21 protein-coding genes are annotated in these 16,548 nt (G+C 67.3%); 17 read left to right on the top strand and 4 right to left on the bottom strand.

All coding sequences use genetic code 11. The features are described from left to right. Together QNJ12_RS17555 and QNJ12_RS17560 are read left to right on the top strand one after the other, a co-directional pair. Positions 1-1,677, top strand: a 1,677-nt coding sequence (locus tag QNJ12_RS17555; RefSeq protein ID WP_300624550.1) for a DEAD/DEAH box helicase family protein, incomplete at its 5' end; no start/stop codon positions are given. Between the two features lie 55 nt (positions 1,678-1,732). Then, positions 1,733-2,941 (top strand): helix-turn-helix domain-containing protein, encoded by a 1,209-nt coding sequence (locus QNJ12_RS17560; RefSeq protein ID WP_300624552.1) that lies wholly within the window; start codon positions 1,733-1,735, stop codon positions 2,939-2,941. Between the two features lie 32 nt (positions 2,942-2,973). On the opposite strand, the gene QNJ12_RS17565 is transcribed toward QNJ12_RS17560, so the two are convergent. Next, positions 2,974-3,921 carry a lamin tail domain-containing protein gene (locus QNJ12_RS17565; RefSeq protein ID WP_300624554.1) on the bottom strand — a complete coding sequence of 316 codons (948 nt, stop codon included), beginning with the start codon at positions 3,919-3,921 and terminating at the stop codon, positions 2,974-2,976. Between the two features lie 38 nt (positions 3,922-3,959). Between QNJ12_RS17565 and QNJ12_RS17570 the strand changes: the two genes are divergently transcribed. The 7 genes from QNJ12_RS17570 to QNJ12_RS17595 all read left to right on the top strand — a co-directional run bounded on the left by QNJ12_RS17570 (position 3,960) and on the right by QNJ12_RS17595 (position 7,637). Beyond that, positions 3,960-5,168: a restriction endonuclease gene (locus QNJ12_RS17570; RefSeq protein WP_300624556.1), complete on the top strand. Its 1,209-nt coding sequence runs from the start codon at positions 3,960-3,962 to the stop codon at positions 5,166-5,168. 44 nt (positions 5,169-5,212) lie between these two features. Beyond that, complete coding sequence (locus QNJ12_RS17575) at positions 5,213-6,124, top strand: HNH endonuclease (protein WP_300624558.1); 912 nt, start codon at positions 5,213-5,215, stop codon at positions 6,122-6,124. A gap of 46 nt (positions 6,125-6,170) precedes the next feature. Further along, positions 6,171-6,509 carry a hypothetical protein gene (locus tag QNJ12_RS23780; protein WP_367281808.1) on the top strand — a complete coding sequence of 113 codons (339 nt, stop codon included), beginning with the start codon at positions 6,171-6,173 and terminating at the stop codon, positions 6,507-6,509. Next, positions 6,479-6,685: a hypothetical protein gene (locus tag QNJ12_RS17580; protein ID WP_300624560.1), complete on the top strand. Its 207-nt coding sequence runs from the start codon at positions 6,479-6,481 to the stop codon at positions 6,683-6,685. Before QNJ12_RS23780 ends, QNJ12_RS17580 begins: the two co-directional genes overlap by 31 nt. A 36-nt stretch (positions 6,686-6,721) precedes the next feature. Beyond that, a complete protein-coding gene (locus tag QNJ12_RS17585; protein WP_300624562.1) occupies positions 6,722-6,919 on the top strand; it encodes a hypothetical protein in 198 nt (65 codons plus the stop codon). A gap of 83 nt (positions 6,920-7,002) precedes the next feature. Next, positions 7,003-7,224, top strand: coding sequence for a hypothetical protein (locus QNJ12_RS17590; RefSeq protein WP_300624564.1), 222 nt, complete (start codon positions 7,003-7,005; stop codon positions 7,222-7,224). Further along, positions 7,221-7,637, top strand: coding sequence for a type II toxin-antitoxin system VapC family toxin (locus tag QNJ12_RS17595; RefSeq protein WP_300624566.1), 417 nt, complete (start codon positions 7,221-7,223; stop codon positions 7,635-7,637). Before QNJ12_RS17590 ends, QNJ12_RS17595 begins: the two co-directional genes overlap by 4 nt. A 17-nt stretch (positions 7,638-7,654) precedes the next feature. Here the strand turns inward: QNJ12_RS17595 and QNJ12_RS17600 are convergent, their stop codons facing one another. Both QNJ12_RS17600 and QNJ12_RS17605 read right to left on the bottom strand, forming a co-directional pair. Further along, on the bottom strand, positions 7,655-8,578 hold the full coding sequence (locus QNJ12_RS17600) for a hypothetical protein (RefSeq protein ID WP_300624568.1): 924 nt from the start codon (positions 8,576-8,578) through the stop codon (positions 7,655-7,657). Further along, positions 8,571-9,014 (bottom strand): sigma-70 family RNA polymerase sigma factor, encoded by a 444-nt coding sequence (locus tag QNJ12_RS17605; RefSeq protein WP_300624569.1) that lies wholly within the window; start codon positions 9,012-9,014, stop codon positions 8,571-8,573. Before QNJ12_RS17605 ends, QNJ12_RS17600 begins: the two co-directional genes overlap by 8 nt. A gap of 32 nt (positions 9,015-9,046) precedes the next feature. Between QNJ12_RS17605 and QNJ12_RS17610 the strand changes: the two genes are divergently transcribed. Together QNJ12_RS17610 and QNJ12_RS17615 are read left to right on the top strand one after the other, a co-directional pair. Then, positions 9,047-9,211, top strand: coding sequence for a hypothetical protein (locus QNJ12_RS17610; protein WP_300624570.1), 165 nt, complete (start codon positions 9,047-9,049; stop codon positions 9,209-9,211). A gap of 83 nt (positions 9,212-9,294) precedes the next feature. After that, positions 9,295-9,435, top strand: a complete 141-nt coding sequence (locus QNJ12_RS17615) for a hypothetical protein (protein WP_300624572.1) — start codon at positions 9,295-9,297, stop codon at positions 9,433-9,435. Positions 9,436-9,513: 78 nt separating this feature from the next. On the opposite strand, the gene QNJ12_RS17620 is transcribed toward QNJ12_RS17615, so the two are convergent. Then, entirely contained in the window at positions 9,514-10,554 is a 1,041-nt protein-coding gene (locus QNJ12_RS17620; RefSeq protein ID WP_300624574.1) for a LacI family DNA-binding transcriptional regulator, read from the bottom strand. 237 nt (positions 10,555-10,791) lie between these two features. Here QNJ12_RS17620 and QNJ12_RS17625 point away from each other — a divergent pair, with 237 nt between their 5' ends. The 6 genes from QNJ12_RS17625 to QNJ12_RS17650 all read left to right on the top strand — a co-directional run. After that, the gene (locus QNJ12_RS17625) at positions 10,792-12,177 is read left to right on the top strand and encodes an extracellular solute-binding protein (protein ID WP_300624576.1); all 1,386 of its coding nucleotides are present in this window, start codon (positions 10,792-10,794) and stop codon (positions 12,175-12,177) included. Positions 12,178-12,179: 2 nt separating this feature from the next. After that, positions 12,180-13,142 (top strand): carbohydrate ABC transporter permease, encoded by a 963-nt coding sequence (locus QNJ12_RS17630; protein WP_300624578.1) that lies wholly within the window; start codon positions 12,180-12,182, stop codon positions 13,140-13,142. Positions 13,143-13,149: 7 nt separating this feature from the next. Continuing rightward, on the top strand, positions 13,150-13,971 hold the full coding sequence (locus QNJ12_RS17635; RefSeq protein ID WP_300624580.1) for a carbohydrate ABC transporter permease: 822 nt from the start codon (positions 13,150-13,152) through the stop codon (positions 13,969-13,971). A 7-nt stretch (positions 13,972-13,978) separates the two neighbouring features. Continuing rightward, positions 13,979-15,025 carry an NAD(P)-dependent oxidoreductase gene (locus QNJ12_RS17640; protein WP_300624582.1) on the top strand — a complete coding sequence of 349 codons (1,047 nt, stop codon included), beginning with the start codon at positions 13,979-13,981 and terminating at the stop codon, positions 15,023-15,025. Positions 15,026-15,124: 99 nt separating this feature from the next. Then, positions 15,125-16,156 carry a TGS domain-containing protein gene (locus tag QNJ12_RS17645; RefSeq protein ID WP_300624584.1) on the top strand — a complete coding sequence of 344 codons (1,032 nt, stop codon included), beginning with the start codon at positions 15,125-15,127 and terminating at the stop codon, positions 16,154-16,156. 70 nt (positions 16,157-16,226) lie between these two features. Beyond that, on the top strand, positions 16,227-16,548 hold a 322-nt coding region (locus QNJ12_RS17650), incomplete at its 3' end, for a DUF1801 domain-containing protein (protein WP_300624585.1).

A 16,548-nucleotide genomic window follows, 5' to 3' on the forward strand; every position in this document is an offset into this window, starting at 1 on the left:
CGCGACCGCGACCCTCGCAACGCGCTGCTGCGGCGGGCGATCGTCCACTTCGCCGTCGACACCGAACAGGTCTTCATGACCACCCGCCTGTCGGGCGACAGCACCCGCTTCCTCCCCTTCAACCGGGGCGACGGCGACCGGGCCGGCAACCCCCAACGCCCCGGCTACCGCACCGGCTACCTGTGGGAAGAGGTCTGGCAGCGCGACGCCTGGCTCGACCTGCTCCACCGATTCGTCCTCACCACCACCGACGACGCCGGCAAGAAGGTCACGCTCTTCCCCCGCTACCACCAGTGGAGCGCCGTCCTCCAGCTCGTCGCCCACGCCCGCGAGCACGGCGCCGGGCAGTCGTACCTCGTGCAGCACTCGGCCGGGTCGGGCAAGTCGAACACGATCGCCTGGCTCGCCCACCGGCTCTCGTCGCTCCACGACGCCGACGACCACAAGGTGTTCGACAAGGTCGTCGTCATCACCGACCGGCTCGTGCTCGACCGGCAGCTGCAGGAGACGATCTACCAGTTCGAGCACACCCACGGCGTCGTCGAGAAGATCGACCAAGACTCCAAGCAGCTCGCCGAGGCGCTCGCCGGCGAGCGGGCCCGCATCGTCATCACCACGATCCAGAAGTTCCCGTTCGTGATGCAACACGTCGAGGAGCTCAAGGCCCGCCGCTACGCCGTCATCATCGACGAGGCCCACTCCTCCCAGACCGGCGACTCCGCCAAGGAGATGAAGAAGGTGCTCGGCGGCGGCGCCGGCGATGTGGGGGCGGAGCTCGCTGCGGCCGAAGCCGCCGAGGCCTCACTGGTCGACGAGGTGCCCGACCCGGTGCAAGACCTGCTCGCCGAGGAGGTCGCCGCCCGCGGCCGGCAGTCGAACATGTCGTTCTTCGCCTTCACCGCCACCCCCAAGGGCCGCACCCTCGAACTGTTCGGGCAGCGGGGCGACACCGGCAAGTACGAGCCGTTCCACCTCTACTCGATGCGCCAGGCGATCGAGGAGGGCTTCATCCACGACGTCCTCGCCAACTACGTCACCTACGACACGTACTTCCGTATCGAGAAGGCGGTTGCGGAGGACCCCGACTTCGACAAGTCGCGGGCGAGCGCCGCGGTCGCCCGCTTCGTGTCACTGCACGAGCACAACCTCGCTCAGCGCGCCGACGTGATCGTCAACCACTTCCGCTCGCACGTGGCGGGGAAGATCGGTGGGCAGGCGAAGGCGATGGTGGTCACCGCCTCCCGGCTGCACGCGCTGCGGTACAAGCGGGCGCTCGACAAGTACTGCGCCGAGCACGGCATCGGCGACGTCGGCGTGCTGTGCGCCTTCTCCGGCAAGTTGGAGGACGAGGGCGAGGAGTGGACCGAGTCGAAGGTGAACGGCTTCCCCGAGTCGGAGACGCCCCGCCGGTTCGACTCCGACGACTGGCAGATCCTCGTCGTCGCCGAGAAGTACCAGACCGGCTTCGACCAACCGAAGCTCTACGCGATGTACGTCGACAAGACGCTGACCGGCTTGGCGGCCGTGCAGACGCTGTCGCGGTTGAACCGGACGCACCCGCAGAAGACCGGCACCTTCGTGCTCGACTTCCGCAACGACCACGAACAGATCCAAGACTCCTTCGCGCAGTGGTACGTGCGGACGCACGCGCCCCCGACCGACCCGCACCTGCTGTGACACCCACGCCGAGCTGGGGCCTTTCGACGTCTTGCGGGGCGATGAGATCGAGACGATGATCGGCCTGCTGCTTACCGACCCGGAGAAGAACCACGAACGCATCCACTCCGTGATGCAGCCCGCAGTGCAGCGGTTTGGTGCGTTGTCGAAGGAGGGCCAGGACGAGTTCCGCGACGTACTGACGCGCTTCACGAGGGTCTACGCGTTTCTCTCTCAGGTTGTTTCGTTCACCGACATCAAGCTGGAGCGCGGCTACCTGTTCTGCCGGCGGCTCCTGCAGCTCCTGAAGCGAGAGTCGTTGGGCGGTGTGGACCTCGGCGACTCGGTCGAGCTCACCCATCTGCGGATGGAGAAGCAGTGGGAGGGCGACGCATCGCTCGATGAAGGCGGGCCTGACGTCGGGACCTTCTACGGCGGCTCCGGCCGCACGCCGCTGGTCGAAGAAGTGCCGCTGTCGGAGATCATCAAGCGGTTCAACGAGCGGTTCGGTATCGGTATCTCCGAGAACGACGCCGTCGTGTTCGATCAGGTCGACGCCGACCTCGTCGCCGACGAAGAGATCCAGATGCAGGCCGGCGCCAACGAGCTCGAACGGTTCATGGCCGGCCTCGACGCGCAGTGGCAGTCGCAGCTGATCAACCGGATGAAGCTCAACGAGGAGCTCGTCCTCACCACGCTCGACAACCCCGAGCTGCAGGCGGCCTGGCTCGAACGCAGCGGCCCGAAGATCTACGCCCAGGCGAAGGTGGCGCGTCAGCGGACGTGCCCGATCGGCGAGCTGATCCAACCCGACGGCGAGACGAGCTTCCTCGAGTACAAGTCGACGCTGCGGTGGGACGTCAACCGCGGCGAGAAGAGCAAGGTCATGGAAGACGCCGTCGTGAAGACCATCGCCGGCTTCGCCAACAGCAAGTACGGCGGCACCCTGCTCGTCGGCGTCACCGACGACGGAGGCATCTACGGCCTCGAAGCCGACTACGCCACCTTCAGCAAGCGAGGCGAACGGGGCGACCGAGACCTCTGGGGTCAGCACCTCAAGAACCTGTTGGACCGCCTCGGCAAGTCAGCCGCCACCTTGGTCGACTGGGACTTCTTCACCATCGAAGGAGAAGACATCTGCCGAGTGTCCATCGACCCCAGCGACCACCCGGTGTACGAAACGAAGGGCGACGAGAGCGTCTTCTGGTGGCGCACCCCGGTCAGCACCGACGCGATCAAAGACGAGGAGGAACGAGACCGAGTCATCGCCCGCGGCTGGGGTTAGCCGCGATCACCTCGGCTTCAGTCGCTCGATCCCTAGCCAGATCGCTGGGCGATGAGCGCGCCGGTGTCGTCGTAGAGCGACACGGTGTCGCCGCTGTTGTTCCAGACGGCCGATCCAGAGTTGCACCAGTAGACGTTGAAGGAGTCATCGGCTCCACAGCCGCTGAACAGCGTCACAGACTCACCGGGTTGCAGCACGATTGCACCGAACCGGTAGCGGTGATTTGGTCCCTCGTCCTCGACGACCCAGCTGGTCATGTCCAACGCGGAGGACCCGATGTTGCCGAATCGGACCCACTCGTCGTTCTTGTTCTGGTTGTCGTTGCCGTCGGCGTCGAATCGGATTGCGATCTCGACCGCAGGCACTGCGGTCGCTTGGGTCGTCGTCGGCGGCGTGGTTGTTGTGGTCGTCGGAGGCAGGGTCGTCTCTGCGATCGTGCTGGCCGTGGTCGGCTCGGGCTGAGCAGCGGTCGTCGGCGCCTCGGTGGTCGCCGGTGCGACAGTTGTCGTTGGAGCCGGATCCGTCGGCGGGACGGTGACAGGCGTGGTCGTCAGTGGCGTAGCTGTTGCCGCTGATTCGGTCGTCGGCGACTCGATGTCAGCGAACTGGCTGGCAGCGAGTGTGGTGCTCGTGGATTCGCCGAGGGTTGCCAACTGGTCGTCGTCACCCGGCGCGAATGCCGCCGACGACGCTGACAGTCCGACAAGACCGACCAACGCCCAACCCCACACCGGCAGGCGCCGGTATTTCCGTTTCCAGAACGGCGTCGCTGTCTCCGCCGCCGTGACCGGAATCTCCGGTGTGTCGCCCGCCTGGGGAGGATCCCAGTTACTCATCGCGCCTCCGAACCGGACGGGTCCCGCCACGTCCGTGATGAGTATTCCAGCTTCATCGAGAGGGCTTGCGCTAGGGACTTTCGTATCGACTTGTGAAGCGACCGGGCGATATCTCTTCCCATCGGCTTGCGGGAAGACCGTCAAGCGGGCTGTGATGTCATCAACCCGACGGGAAGGCGGATATGAAACTGATGCCATTGCGGTTCGCGGGGAGCTGTGCTGAATGCGGGGTTCGCATCGATCAGAAGACCAAGGCGTGGTACGACTCCGAGGCCTCGCAGGGCAAGAAGATCACGTGCACGACGTGCCGGCCGGTCGGTGCGCAGCTCACCGTCGACTCTGCTGCCGAGCCTTCCCCCACCCCTTCCGTTCCGAAGAGGCCGGCTCGAACAGATCTCGAGAAGGGGACGGAGCTCGAGCAGCAGATCGCCGCCGTCTTCGCTGCTGCTGGCTACCAGGTGCGGACCAACGTGGTGCGGGAGGGCAAGAGCGGCACCAGCCACGAGGTCGACGTGCTCGCCGAGAAGACGGATGAGCTGCTCACTGTGTCGGTCGCGATCGAGTGCAAGGCGTGGGCGAGCCCGATCGAGAAGGACGTCGTCACGAAGTCCGACTACGTGCGGCGCGACCTCGGGCTCGGTCATGGCATCGTCGTCTCGCTGAACGGCGCACGGCCCGGGGCGCTCGCCGCCGCTGACGAGCTCGGCATCATCGTGTGGGGGCCCGACGAGCTCGAACCACGACTCGGCAGAGTGCCAGTGCTCGGTCTGCAGAACCGCCCGATGGTCGAGGAAGTCGGTTTCCCGCGGCTGCTTGACGAGGACGGCGCCGCCCGGCTTCTCGAGAAGGAGGCCAGCGGCCGCTTCGGCATCGGTCGAGAAGAGGTCGTGTGGAGCGGCTCGGTGTGGATCCCGGTATCAGTCGTCCAACTCACGCTGATGAAGATGAAGCTCGTCCGCCGCCAGACGCGCACCTCGTCCGCGTGGGCGGTCTACGACCTGATCGCCGGCACGTTCGTCACCGGTCTCGACGCAGAACCCGATCGAACTCCCGTCGCCGTCGACGGTGGCATGCTGCGATCGAGGATGAAGGCCGTCGAGCCGGCGAAGCGACTCGACAAGGTGATCGCCAGCTACGACCGGGTGACGTCGGACTCGGCCAAGGAGAAGTACCGCGGCCAGCTGGGAGCGCTCGGGGTCCCTGACTGGCACACCGCCACGACCGGCGACTCGCACCCGTTCCTGTACCCGCTGTACCTAGCCATTGCGCAACAGAAGGCTGGCACCGAACGAGTCGTCGCCGTCGACGCCTACCGCTCGCGAGTCGACGCCGACCTGAGTCTCGGGCTCTCCAAGTCCATTACCTGGGTTCGCGATTCGTTGGGCATCTAGGGGCCAATGCATGTGCTGGCCGACATGGGAGACTTCGGATTGGCATGAACCTCGACGCCCCCGATATCGCCTTGCGGACCGCCGCGTTCATGTGGCTGAATCGCGTCACCGACGGAGGCAAGCTTCCGGTCTCCTGGTCGGAACTCCAGCGGGGGTTCGTGCACGATGGCGAGGCGGTGACGCTCATCGGACAGAAGGGAATCTGGAAGCCGCGGCAGGCGCGTCTGCCTCTATCGATAGCAACAGCCCCACCGCGAGCCGGCGGCCCGGCGCCTTACGACGACGAGGTCACCGATGAAGGACTGCTGCGCTATCGGTACGAAGGCACCGACACCGGCGGCTACAGGAACGAATGGCTTCGGGAGTGTTTCCGGCAGCAGGTCCCGCTCGTCTATCTCCACGGCATCGATGTCGGGCTGTACCTCGCGTCGTGGCCTGTGCTGATCGTTGGTGATCATCCTTCAGAGCTGGCCGTGTCTGTCGCCATCTTCGACCCGGCCCGCATTCGGCCGGACCTCTCGCCGGCGGTTGCGGATGCCGCCGAACAACGCTTCTACACGCGTCTCACCAAGCAGCGACTCGACCAGGCGACGTTCCGTCAGCGGGTCCTGCGGGCGTATCGCCACTCGTGCTCGGTGTGCCGACTCCGGCACGATGAGCTGCTCGACGCTGCGCACATCGTTGCGTTCGCGGAAGACGGCCCGTCGACGGTCGACAACGGCTTGTCGCTCTGCAAGATCCACCACGCCGCCTACGACCACGACATCCTCGGGGTCCGGCCGGACGGAGTCCTTTGTCTTCGCGACGATCTGCTGGACGAGATCGATGGACCAATGCTCCGCCATGGACTCCAGGAAGTACACGGTCAGCGGCTGATCGTCCCTACGCGCCCGTCGGATCGTCCCAGGCGGGACCTGCTCGAGCGACGGTGGCACCAGTTCCTCGGCGCTGCTTGAGCGAGCGGGGTTTGCGGAGATCTGCTGTCCGTCGTTCGGTGATGCGATGGGGTTGTGCTTGTCGATCGCTCATTCGACGTCGACGATCGGGTTCGGGACGTCGATCCAGCCGATCTATCTCCAGCATCCGGTGGCGTTGGCGACGTCGGCGAGCTCTCTGCACGAGGTTGCCGGGTCGGTTCCGGCTCGGTGTCGGTGTCACCCATGGGCCGGTGATCCGGCGGCTCGGTGTCGGGGTGGGTCGCCCGTTGAGCGACATGCGCGACGACGTGGCCACGATGCGCACGGCGGCCGAGCACACGGGTGGGTTGCCGCCGGTCGATCTGGCGGCGCCCTCGCGACAAGATGGTGGCGTTGGCGGTCGAGGTGGGCGATGGTGCGGTGAGGGCGAACGCGTCGCGGAGCCGGATGGCGCACTCGTTGTCGCTGGTCGGTGACGATCAGCTGGCGGGCAGGTTCCAGGTCGGCAACATGATCCCGACAGTGATCGACGACGACCTCGACGCGGCCCGTGCCCGCAACCGCAAGACGTTGCGGGGGTATGTGGCGTTGCCGAACTGACGGAACTATTGGGTGGATCCCGGCTCTGGCGACGAGATGGCCGCCGTCGCGGCGGCGCTCGAGGCCGGTGATGACGATGGGGTGGTGGCGGCGATGTCGGATCGCTGGCTGGATGACTGCACCTTGTCGGGCCCGGTCGGTCGGGTGCGTGCGGGTGTCGAGGCCTGGTTCGACGCCGGCGTCACCAACCCCACCGTCGTCCCGTCGTGTCACGTTGTGTCAGACACAACGTGAACGTGACATCCCTCCTTCACGATGGCGGCATGGCCAGCCAATCGCCTTCACGAACTGCAAGCAGATTGCTAGCATCGTCTCGCATGAGGACGCTCTACGTGCGCAACGTGCCCGACGAGGTGGGCGAGAAGCTCGAGCAGCTGGCGGCACGCGAGGGGATGTCGCTGTCGGCGTTCGCAGCACGTGAGCTCGCACAGATCGCCCAGCGCGCCGACAACGCCGCGTTGCTCGCCGGCCTTCCCGATCTTGGCGTCGGGGCGGAGTCGGTTGTCGCCGCCCTCGATGAGGGGCGCGCCGAGCGGTGATCGTCGTCGACGCCTCCGCCGCCCTCCTTGCACTTCTCGAAGATGGCGAGGCGCGAGTGCGGCTGTCGGACGAGTCCCTCGCGGCCCCGCACCTGATCGACTCCGAGATCGTTCAGGCTCTGAGAACGCAGGTCCGGCGTGGCGAGATCGACGCTCGACAGGCACTTCGTGCCCTCGAGACCTGGGCCAAGCTCGGCATCCAGCGTGTCGGCGTCGTCGGCATGTTGCAGCGCGTCTGGCAGCTGCGCGACAACCTCACCGCCTACGACGCCTCCTACGTAGCCGTCGCCGAGGCACTCGACTGCGAGCTCGTCACCGCCGACCGACGTCTGGCCGGTGCTCCGGGCACCCGGTGCCCGATCACCACCGTGAGCACGCAGACGTCCACACCGCGTCGAGCGACCCGGTCATGAGCCGTCGGTGCTCGCCGCTACTCGTCGGTCAGCGGGTAGACGTCGCTGGCGGCCAGGAACTCATCCATGAGGTCGAGGACGGCAGGCACTTCGGTCGCCAGCGGATAGCCATACCACTCGATCGCGGTGAACGCGGTCTCGGGATGTTCGCTCGCGACCCAACGGTGCAGCTGGATCATGAACGACTGCAAGCGGTTCAGGTCGACGAAGCTCGAGACGGCGTCGACCACCTGACCGTTGGCGACAGTCCAGCCGAACTCCTCGTCGAAGTCGATGCCCGCAGCCATTGAGAACGCATCGTTCCGCTTCGTCTGACACGCGAATCGGTGACCACCCACGGTCTCGTCGCCGCCGCTCGCTTCCAGATCCTCGATGAGGCCTTCGTACGCGCACGAGGTGACCTCGTATCGCGCGCCAGCGGCGTGCGCTGCAGCGACGAACACCACCTCCGGATCGTCCAGATCGGCGGGCGGCGGACTGGGGCCTTCCCGAGCGGTCGACCACCCCATCCCGTCGCCGCGGTTGAACGCCTCGTATGCCTCGATGACGGTCTCGAACGCTTCAATGGCCTCTGCGTTGCCGTCGGCGCCCGCCAATTCCACAACGACCGACTCGACGGGGGGAAGGGTGTCCGGCGTGGTCGCAGGAGGGAGCGTGGTTGCCGGCCGAGCCGGATCGTCGTCGCGAGCCGCCAGCGCGATGCCGACCACGACGAGCGCGATCAGACCGGCAGCTGCTCCGAGGACGTACCAGCGGCGCGGCGGCTGCGAGGTCTCGTTCGAGCGCATGATGAACTCCGTTCCGTCGATGGGCTTGGCGCCCGCGACTTGGTTGTGCTCCCGGGGCGTGTCGTGCTGCTCGTCCGGAGCGAACTCCACGGCCGCAGTGGCGGCGAACCTGCGGTCGGCCAGCGACCGGATTTGGGCCTCGAGATCAGCCATCGATCGTCGCTCCCAGTTCTCGGCGCAGCCGTCTCATCCCCCGCGACAGGTGTGTACCGATCGCGCTCACCGACGTGTCGAGGGCGTCGGCGACCATTCCGTATGACCAGCCGCAGCCGTGGACGAGCCACACCGCCGACGCCTGCGTCGCCGGCAGGCCCGCCAGTGCCTCCGGGAGTCCGGGCTCGACGTCGGGGAGCTCCCGCTCGCCGCTCCACTCGATCAGGCCCTCCCGCCGACGCCGCGACCGCGACTGCGCGACGCGGAACAGGTACCCAGTCGGGTTCTCCATCGCGAGCACCCGATCACGGTTCTCCCAGGCGTACGCCAGCGCCTCGGCGACTGCGTCTTCGACGCTGCTCCGATCGACGTGTCCGGCGAGCGCGCGGCGGAGGTCGGGTTCCACCCTCTCGACCAGCGCCTCGAACGTTCCCATCAGTCGATCAGCCCCTCCATCTCTAGTAACCCGTGACGCAGCGGTTCGCGCAACAAGCACTGGCGGACGGGTTCCAGATCGGCAACATGATCCCGACGGTGATCGACGACGACGTCGACACGGCCCGTGCCCGCAACCGCACGACGTTGCGAGGGTATGTGGCGTTGCCGAACCATCGCGGCGCTCGAGGCCGGTGACGACGACGGGGCGATGGCGGCGATGTCGGATCGCTGGCTGAATGGCTGCACCCTGTCGGGCCCGGTCGGCCGGGTGCGTGAGGGTGTCGAGGCCAGGTGCGGGAGCCAAGGACGGCAACGACGATCTCATCCGTCGCGGTGCGGTACCGATCACCGAGCTCGACCAGCTGTTCGAGCTCGACACGTCGACCCTCTCGCCCCCGCTCCAGGACACGCTCTTCTAGCGGCGGGAGCGGCCCGCGGCCCGTTCCCGTTTCACGTTGTGTCAGACACAACGTGAAACGGCTGACAGCACCGACCGGTCAGCTCAGGGCGTGGCGCTGGCGTGCGAGTGCCGTGGTGTCGCGCAGTACGAGCTGTGTCGGGAGCACGGTCTCGGTCGGTACCGACTCACCTTGCATGAGCCGCTTGAGCTTCTCGGCGGCGGCGACACCCAGCCCGGCGACGTCCTGTCTGACCGTGGTGAGGTCGAAGTAGTGCGCCAGGTCGTGGTCGTCGAAGCCGACGATCGAGACGTCGTCGGGGACCGAGAGCCCGAGCCGCCGCACGGTGTGAGCGGCGCCGATCGCCATCTCGTCGGCGATCGAGAACACGGCCGTCGGCGGGTTCGACGTCGCGAGCATGGTCGCCATCGCGTCGGCCCCGCCGGCCGTGGTCAGGTTGCCCGGCAGGATCAGCGACTCGTCGACCTCGAGCCCGGCGGCGGCGAGCGTGTCGCGGTACCCCCGCGTCTTGAGGATCGTCTGCCCGAACCCGATCGGGTCGTCACGCAGCGCCGTGATGCAACCGATGCGGGTGTGGCCCAGGTTGATCAGGTGCTGGACGGCGGTCGCTGCCGCACGCTCGTCGTCGATGCGCACGATCGGGAGACGTGACTCGTTGGAGTTGACCGCCACGATGTGAAGACCCGACGTCAGCGCGTACTCCTCGTCGCGGGGCAGCAGCGGGAACGAGACGGCGATGACGCCGTCGATGCCGTCGAGCGTCAGCACGCTGTCGAAGAGGTCGTCGCGGCCGCCCGGCAGCCGAGCCAGCGTGTACCACTGCACCTCGTAGCCGGCCCCGCCGAGCGTCTCCTCGATCGCCGCCGCAATCTTGGCGTAGAACCACTGGTCGAGCAGCGGCAGCACGACGGCGATCGTGCCGAGCCGGCGCCGCCGCGTGACGGCGAGTTGCGCCCGGTTGTCGGGCCGATACCCGAGCTCACGGGCGGTGGCGATGACGTGATCGCGGGTCGCAGGCGTGACGTTCGGTAGGCCGTTGAGCGCACGGCTCACGGTGGCGTTCGAGACCCCGGCCGCGGCCGCGATGTCGTCCATCGTCACCCGCTTGCGCCCGCTCATCGCGGGCCGACCTCCCGCGTCCACCACTGCGACCATATCGGTTCGCCACCTCCCACGGATGTGCTCCTCCCGGCCACGAACTCGACCCCGGCCTTGACGAACCTGCGGCCTCGACGCGACGATGTATGGAAATGTAAGAGAGATGATAGCTCTTACATACCGGTCGGATTCGCTGGGGGTTCGGCCGAGAGGGGACGTCGGCAGACCCGCCGTCGTCGAGAGCAACAAGGGGGCACCATGATCAAGACCAGGAAGCGATCACGTCGGCTACGTGTGCTGGCGCCGCTGGCAGCGATCGCGCTCGTCGCCGCGGCGTGCGGGGATGACGACGACGATGACGCCGAACCCGCCGACGAACCAGCGGCGTCCGAGGACGACCCCGCGGCGGAGGAGGACGCACCGGCCGACGCCGGCGAGGAGTCCGCGGAAGAGATCACGTTGGTCATGATCGACAACGAGACCGGCGAACTGAGCCCGATCTTCGACGCGCGGATCGCCGAGTTCGAAGCCGCGAACCCCGGGGTCACGATCGAGCGGAACACCCGGTCGTTCGCCGACTACCTCGACACCATCCTGCTCACCGTGAGCGGCGACGATCCGCCCGACATCTTCCAGGGCAACGCCGGCTACACCGTCGACGGCCCGATGGTCGAAGCCGGGGTGGTCCTGAACCTCGACCCCTACGAGGAGCAGTACGGTTGGAACGCCCTGTTCGGTGAGTCGGCGCTCCAGATCAACAGCTTCTCCGAGGACGGCCAGCGGTGGGGCGACGGTCCGCTCTGGGGCCTCTCGCCGACCAACGAGATCGTCGGCGTGTACTACAACAAGACGATCGCAGCCGACCTCGGCATCGAGTTGCCGCCCGCCAGTTTCGAGGACTTCGAGGCGTCGCTCGCCACCGCTGCCGACGCGGAGGTGCTCCCGATCCTCGCGGGCAACATCGACAAGTGGCCCGGCGGGCATCTCTACAACGTCGTGCAGAACGCGATCGCGCCCGGCCAGGAGAACTACGACTGGGTGCTGCGGACGGAGGGCGCGAGCTTCGCGACCCAGGGCAACATCGACGCCGCTGCGAAGGTGCAGGAGTGGGCCAACGCCGGCTACATCAACGACGACCTCAACGGGCTCAGCTACGACGACTCCACCGCGCAGTTCACCAACGGCGAGGCGCTGTACTACTTCGCCGGGTCGTGGCTGGTCGGTGCCTACCAGGACGCCGAGATCGGGTTCTTCGCGATGCCCCGAGTCGATGGTGAGCCGCCCGCGGCGACCGGTGCGCTGTCGAGCCCGCTGCACGTGTCGAGCTCGACCGATCACCCCGACCTCGCGGTCGAGTTCATCGACTTCCTGACCAACGCCGAGGCCGCAGAGGTGCTGTCCGCGGCCGGCCAGTTGCCGGCCGCGACCGGTGGCTCGACGGGCGAGGGATCGCTCGCAGCCGATGTCTCGACGGCGCTGGGTCAGGTCGCCGCCGGAGGCGTGCTCGTGCCCTATCTCGACTTCGCGCTCGCGGATGCCGACCCGATCGTCGCCGGGCTGCAGGAGATCTTCGCCGATCGAGTCAGCCCGGAGGACTACGTCAACGACGTCCAGTCGGCGTACGAGGCAGAGATCGCCGGGTAGCGATGTCGACAGCCCACGCGGTCGGCGCAGACTCGACGACGGACCGCCCGGAGCTCGGCTCTGGGCGGTCCGGCAGCCCCGGACGGCAGGCTCCGTCCGGTCGTCGGCGCCGGACGGCGACGCCGTATCTGTACCTCGCCGCCCCGGCCGTCGTGTTCGCGGCGCTGGTCATCGGCCCGTTCCTCCACACGATCTACCTGTCGTTCGTCGAGTGGGACGGCCTCAACGAGATGGAGTTCGTCGGGCTGTCGAACTACACCGACGCGCTCACCGACGCAGAACTGCGTGCTTCGTTCCGGCACACGCTCGTGCTGATCCTGTTCTTCTCGGTCTTCCCGATCGCGCTCGCACTGATCGCGGTGTCGATCATGATCGGCGCTCGCGACATGCGAGGCCTGGGCTTCTACCGGAGCGTGCTCTTCATCCCCCAGGTCATCACCATGGCCGTCGTCGGGATCGTCTGGGGCTGGATCTACGGCTCGGACGGCGTCGTGAACCAGTTCCTCGGCGCGGTCGGGCTCGACTCGTGGGAACGCGCGTGGCTCGGCGACTTCACGTGGGCGCTCCCCGCACTGGGCTTCGTCGGCACCTGGCTGATGACGGGGTTCGTCTTCGTCCTCTTCCTGTCGGGCGCGCAGCGGATCCCGATCGAACTCTACGAAGCCTGCAAGACCGACGGCGGCGGATACTGGGCGCAGCTGTGGCACGTGACCCTGCCCGGCCTCCGAGGTGAGTTCGTCGTCTCGCTGACGCTCACGGTCATCGCCGCGCTGCGCACGTTCGACCTGGCGTTCATCATGACCAAGGGCGGCCCCGGCACGTCGACCCAGGTGCCGGCTCTCGACATCTACGAGCGGGCCTTCCGCCAGGGCGCCATCGGGTCGGCCGCCGCAGTCGCGACGATTCTGACGGTGATCGTGTTCGGCGCGACGTACCTCATCGGACGAATCGATCGGACCGGGTGAGCGCACGATGAGATCACGTCGCTTCAACCTCGTCGGACACGTGGTGCTCGGCATCATGGCGATCTACACGCTGATCCCGGTCGTGCTCGTCCTGCTCACCTCGATCCGCCCCGAGGGCGACAACAGCACGACCTTCGGCGTGCCCGACTCGATCGAGCTCGGCAACTTCGGCGATGCCTGGGAGACGGCCCAGTTCTCGACCTTCATGTGGAACAGCGTGCTGGTCACGATCGGCACGGTGATCGGCGCCACGCTCCTCTCGGTGCTGGCGGGCTACGCGTTCGGCACCATGGAGTTCCGCGGCAGGAACGTGTTGTTCTACACGTTCCTGTTGTCGCTGGTGCTCCCGTTCGAGTCCGTCGTGATCTCCTGGTTCTACACGTTCCGTGAGATCGGCCAGACCGACACGCTGCAGTCGCTGATCGTCCCCCAGATCGCGATCTACCTCGGCTTCGGCGTGTTCTGGATGCGGACGTTCTTCGCCGGCGTCCCGAAGGACCTGATCGACGCCGCGGCCATCGACGGCGCGACGTCGTGGCAGACGCTGTGGCGCGTCCTCGTGCCGATCGCGCGGCCGGCGATCACCACCCTGATCGTCCTCACCGGGATGTGGTCGTGGAACGCGTATCTGCTGCCCCTCGTGATGATCAGCAGCCAGGACGGCCTCACCGCTCCGCTCGGGCTGACGTTCTTCCGCGGTGACTTCACCACCGACATCACGGGTCTCGCTGCGGCCTCGGTCATCGTCGCCGCCCCCGTCGTCATCGTGTACGCCATCCTCCAGCGCAGCTTCGTGCGGGGATTGCTCACCGGAGCGGTCAAGGGATAGGACGGCGATGAGCAAGCCACGTGTGATCGTCGACCCGTTCCCCCGAACGATGTCGGAGATCTTCTCCGAGCCCGACCTGAAACGGCTCCACGATCTCGCCGAGGTCGTCTGGGGCCGCGACGACGTGATGCCAGCGGGTGAGTTCCTGGAGGCGCTCCCCACTGCCGACGTCGTCATCGCCGGTGCCTGGCGAGACCACTACACCCTCGACGGTGCGGCCGCACTACGGGCGATCATCGACGTGTCGGGTGCCTTCCCGCTCGACCTCGACATCGACCGCTGTCAACGGGAACACATCCGGGTGCTCGGCGTCGCCCCGGCATTCGGACGCCAGGTCGCCGAGATGGGCCTCGCGTTGACGCTGGCGGTGTCGCGGGGCGTCGTGCAGGGCGACCGTGAGTTCCGCCACGGCACCGAACGGTACCTCCACGCCGGCAACACCGACACGTTCCTGCTCCACGACCAGCCGGTCGGCTTCATCGGATATGGCGGCATCTCGCGCGCACTCACGGAGCTCCTCGCGCCGTTCAACACGACGATCTCGGCCTACGACCCGTGGCTCAACGATGGCCTCCTGCGACATCACGGCGTGGCACCGGCGTCGCTGGATGAGATCCTGACGACCAGCCGGATCATCTACGTCACCGCCGTACCCACCTCCCAGAACGAGGCGATGCTGTCGCGCGAGAAGCTCGAACTGATCCGTCCCGACGCCGTGCTCGTGCTGCTCAGCCGGACACATGTCATCGACTTCGAGGCGATGACCGAGATGGCCGCGCAGGGCAGGTTCCGCGTGGCCACCGACGTGGTCCCGACCGAACCGCTCGCACCCGATCATCCCGTCCGGTCGGTCGACGGCGTCGTGTTGTCGGCGCACCGCGCCGGGTCGGTGCGCGAAGGCCTGTGGGAGATCGGCGAGATGGTCTGTGACGACCTCGAGGCGATCCTCGCCGGTCTTCCGCCGGCGCGCCTGCAGAACGCCGAGCCCGAGCTGTTCCGACGCTACGCGAGCAACACCCCACCGACCCTCACGTCGACGCAGGAGACCGACTGACAGAGCACCCGACGTTTCACGTTGTGTCAGACACAACGTGAAACGTGGCCGTCGCGCCTCGCCGAGTGCCGGCGCGCGGGCGTCTCCTAGCCTGGAGCCGTGCCCACCAACGTCTCGCCCGAGTACAAGAAGGCGGAGGAGGCCTTCCGGCGGGCCCGGGACCCTCAGGAGAAGCTCGAGCACCTGCGGGAGATGCACCGCAGCATCCCCAAGCACAAGGGGACCGAACATCTCCAGGCCGACATCAAGACGCGCATCAAGGAGCTCACCGACGAGCTCGCCGGACCCCGCAAGCGCGGCGCCAGCACCGGGCCGCCGACGGTCTTCCGACCCGAAGGCGCCGCCCAGGTCGCGCTGATCGGACCGCCCAACACCGGCAAGTCGGCGCTGCACGCCCGGCTCACCGGTTCCCATGCCGACGTCGGTGAACACCCCTTCGCCACCCAGTGGCCGACGCCGGGCATGCTCCCCTACGACGACATCACCATCCAGCTCGTCGACGTGCCGTCGGTGGCGTCGACGCACGAGATCCCCTGGATCGCCAACACGCTGCAGCCCGCCGATGCCGCATGTCTCGTCATCGATCTCGGGCACGCCGGATGCGTCGCCGACGTGGTCGAGCTCCACGACATCCTCGCCGTACGCCACGTCCACCTCTCCGATGCCTGGCCGGTCGACGACGACCACGACGTCCACGGCATCGAGGTCGACAGCGACGATCCGTTCGCCAAGCAGTTGCCCACGCTCGTCGTCGCCAACCACGCCGACGCAATCGATGACGTCGCCGGCGAGCTCGAGGTCTTCCGCGAGCTGACCGGCTACACCTACGACGCCATCGCCACATCTGCCCACACCGGCCAGGGTCTCGACGAGCTGGCCGAGTGGCTCTTCACGCACTTGGCCGTGGTGCGCGTCTACACCAAGATCCCCCACCAGCCGCCCGACATGGACCGCCCCAACACGCTCCGCAAGGGTGGCACCGTCCTCGACCTCGCCCGCCTGGTGCACAAGGACATCGCGGCGGGCTTCCATCACGCCCGTCTGTGGGGAGGCGCCACCTTCGACGGCCAGCAGGTGGGCGCCGACCACGTGCTCGCCGACGGCGACGTCGTCGAACTCCACACGACCTAACCGACGTTTCAAGTTGTGTCAGACACAACGTGAACGGAACGACGCCGTCGGCGTCGGCCAGACTGGAAGCGTGAGCGACGAGGTCCCGCCCCCGGTCTCCGCCGTCGCCGACTGGCTGCGCACCGTTCCCGTCGAGTTGCGAGACCGCGTCGATCAGCTGCGCGCACTCGTCCACCACGTCGCACGGGACGAAGGTGCGTGGCCCCTCGTCGAGGAGGTCAAGTGGGGCCAGCCGAGCTACCGATCACCTCACGGCAACGAGTCGACGCCCGTACGGCTCGGTTGGACCGGCGATGGCGACGCTGCGCTGCTCACACACTGCCAGTCGACGGTCATCCCCGAGTTCCGCGCAGCCTACGGCGACGACTTCCGCTTCGACGGCGATCGGGCCG

Source organism: Ilumatobacter sp., from assembly GCF_030065885.1.
Taxonomy (GTDB): Bacteria; Actinomycetota; Acidimicrobiia; order Acidimicrobiales; family Ilumatobacteraceae; genus Ilumatobacter.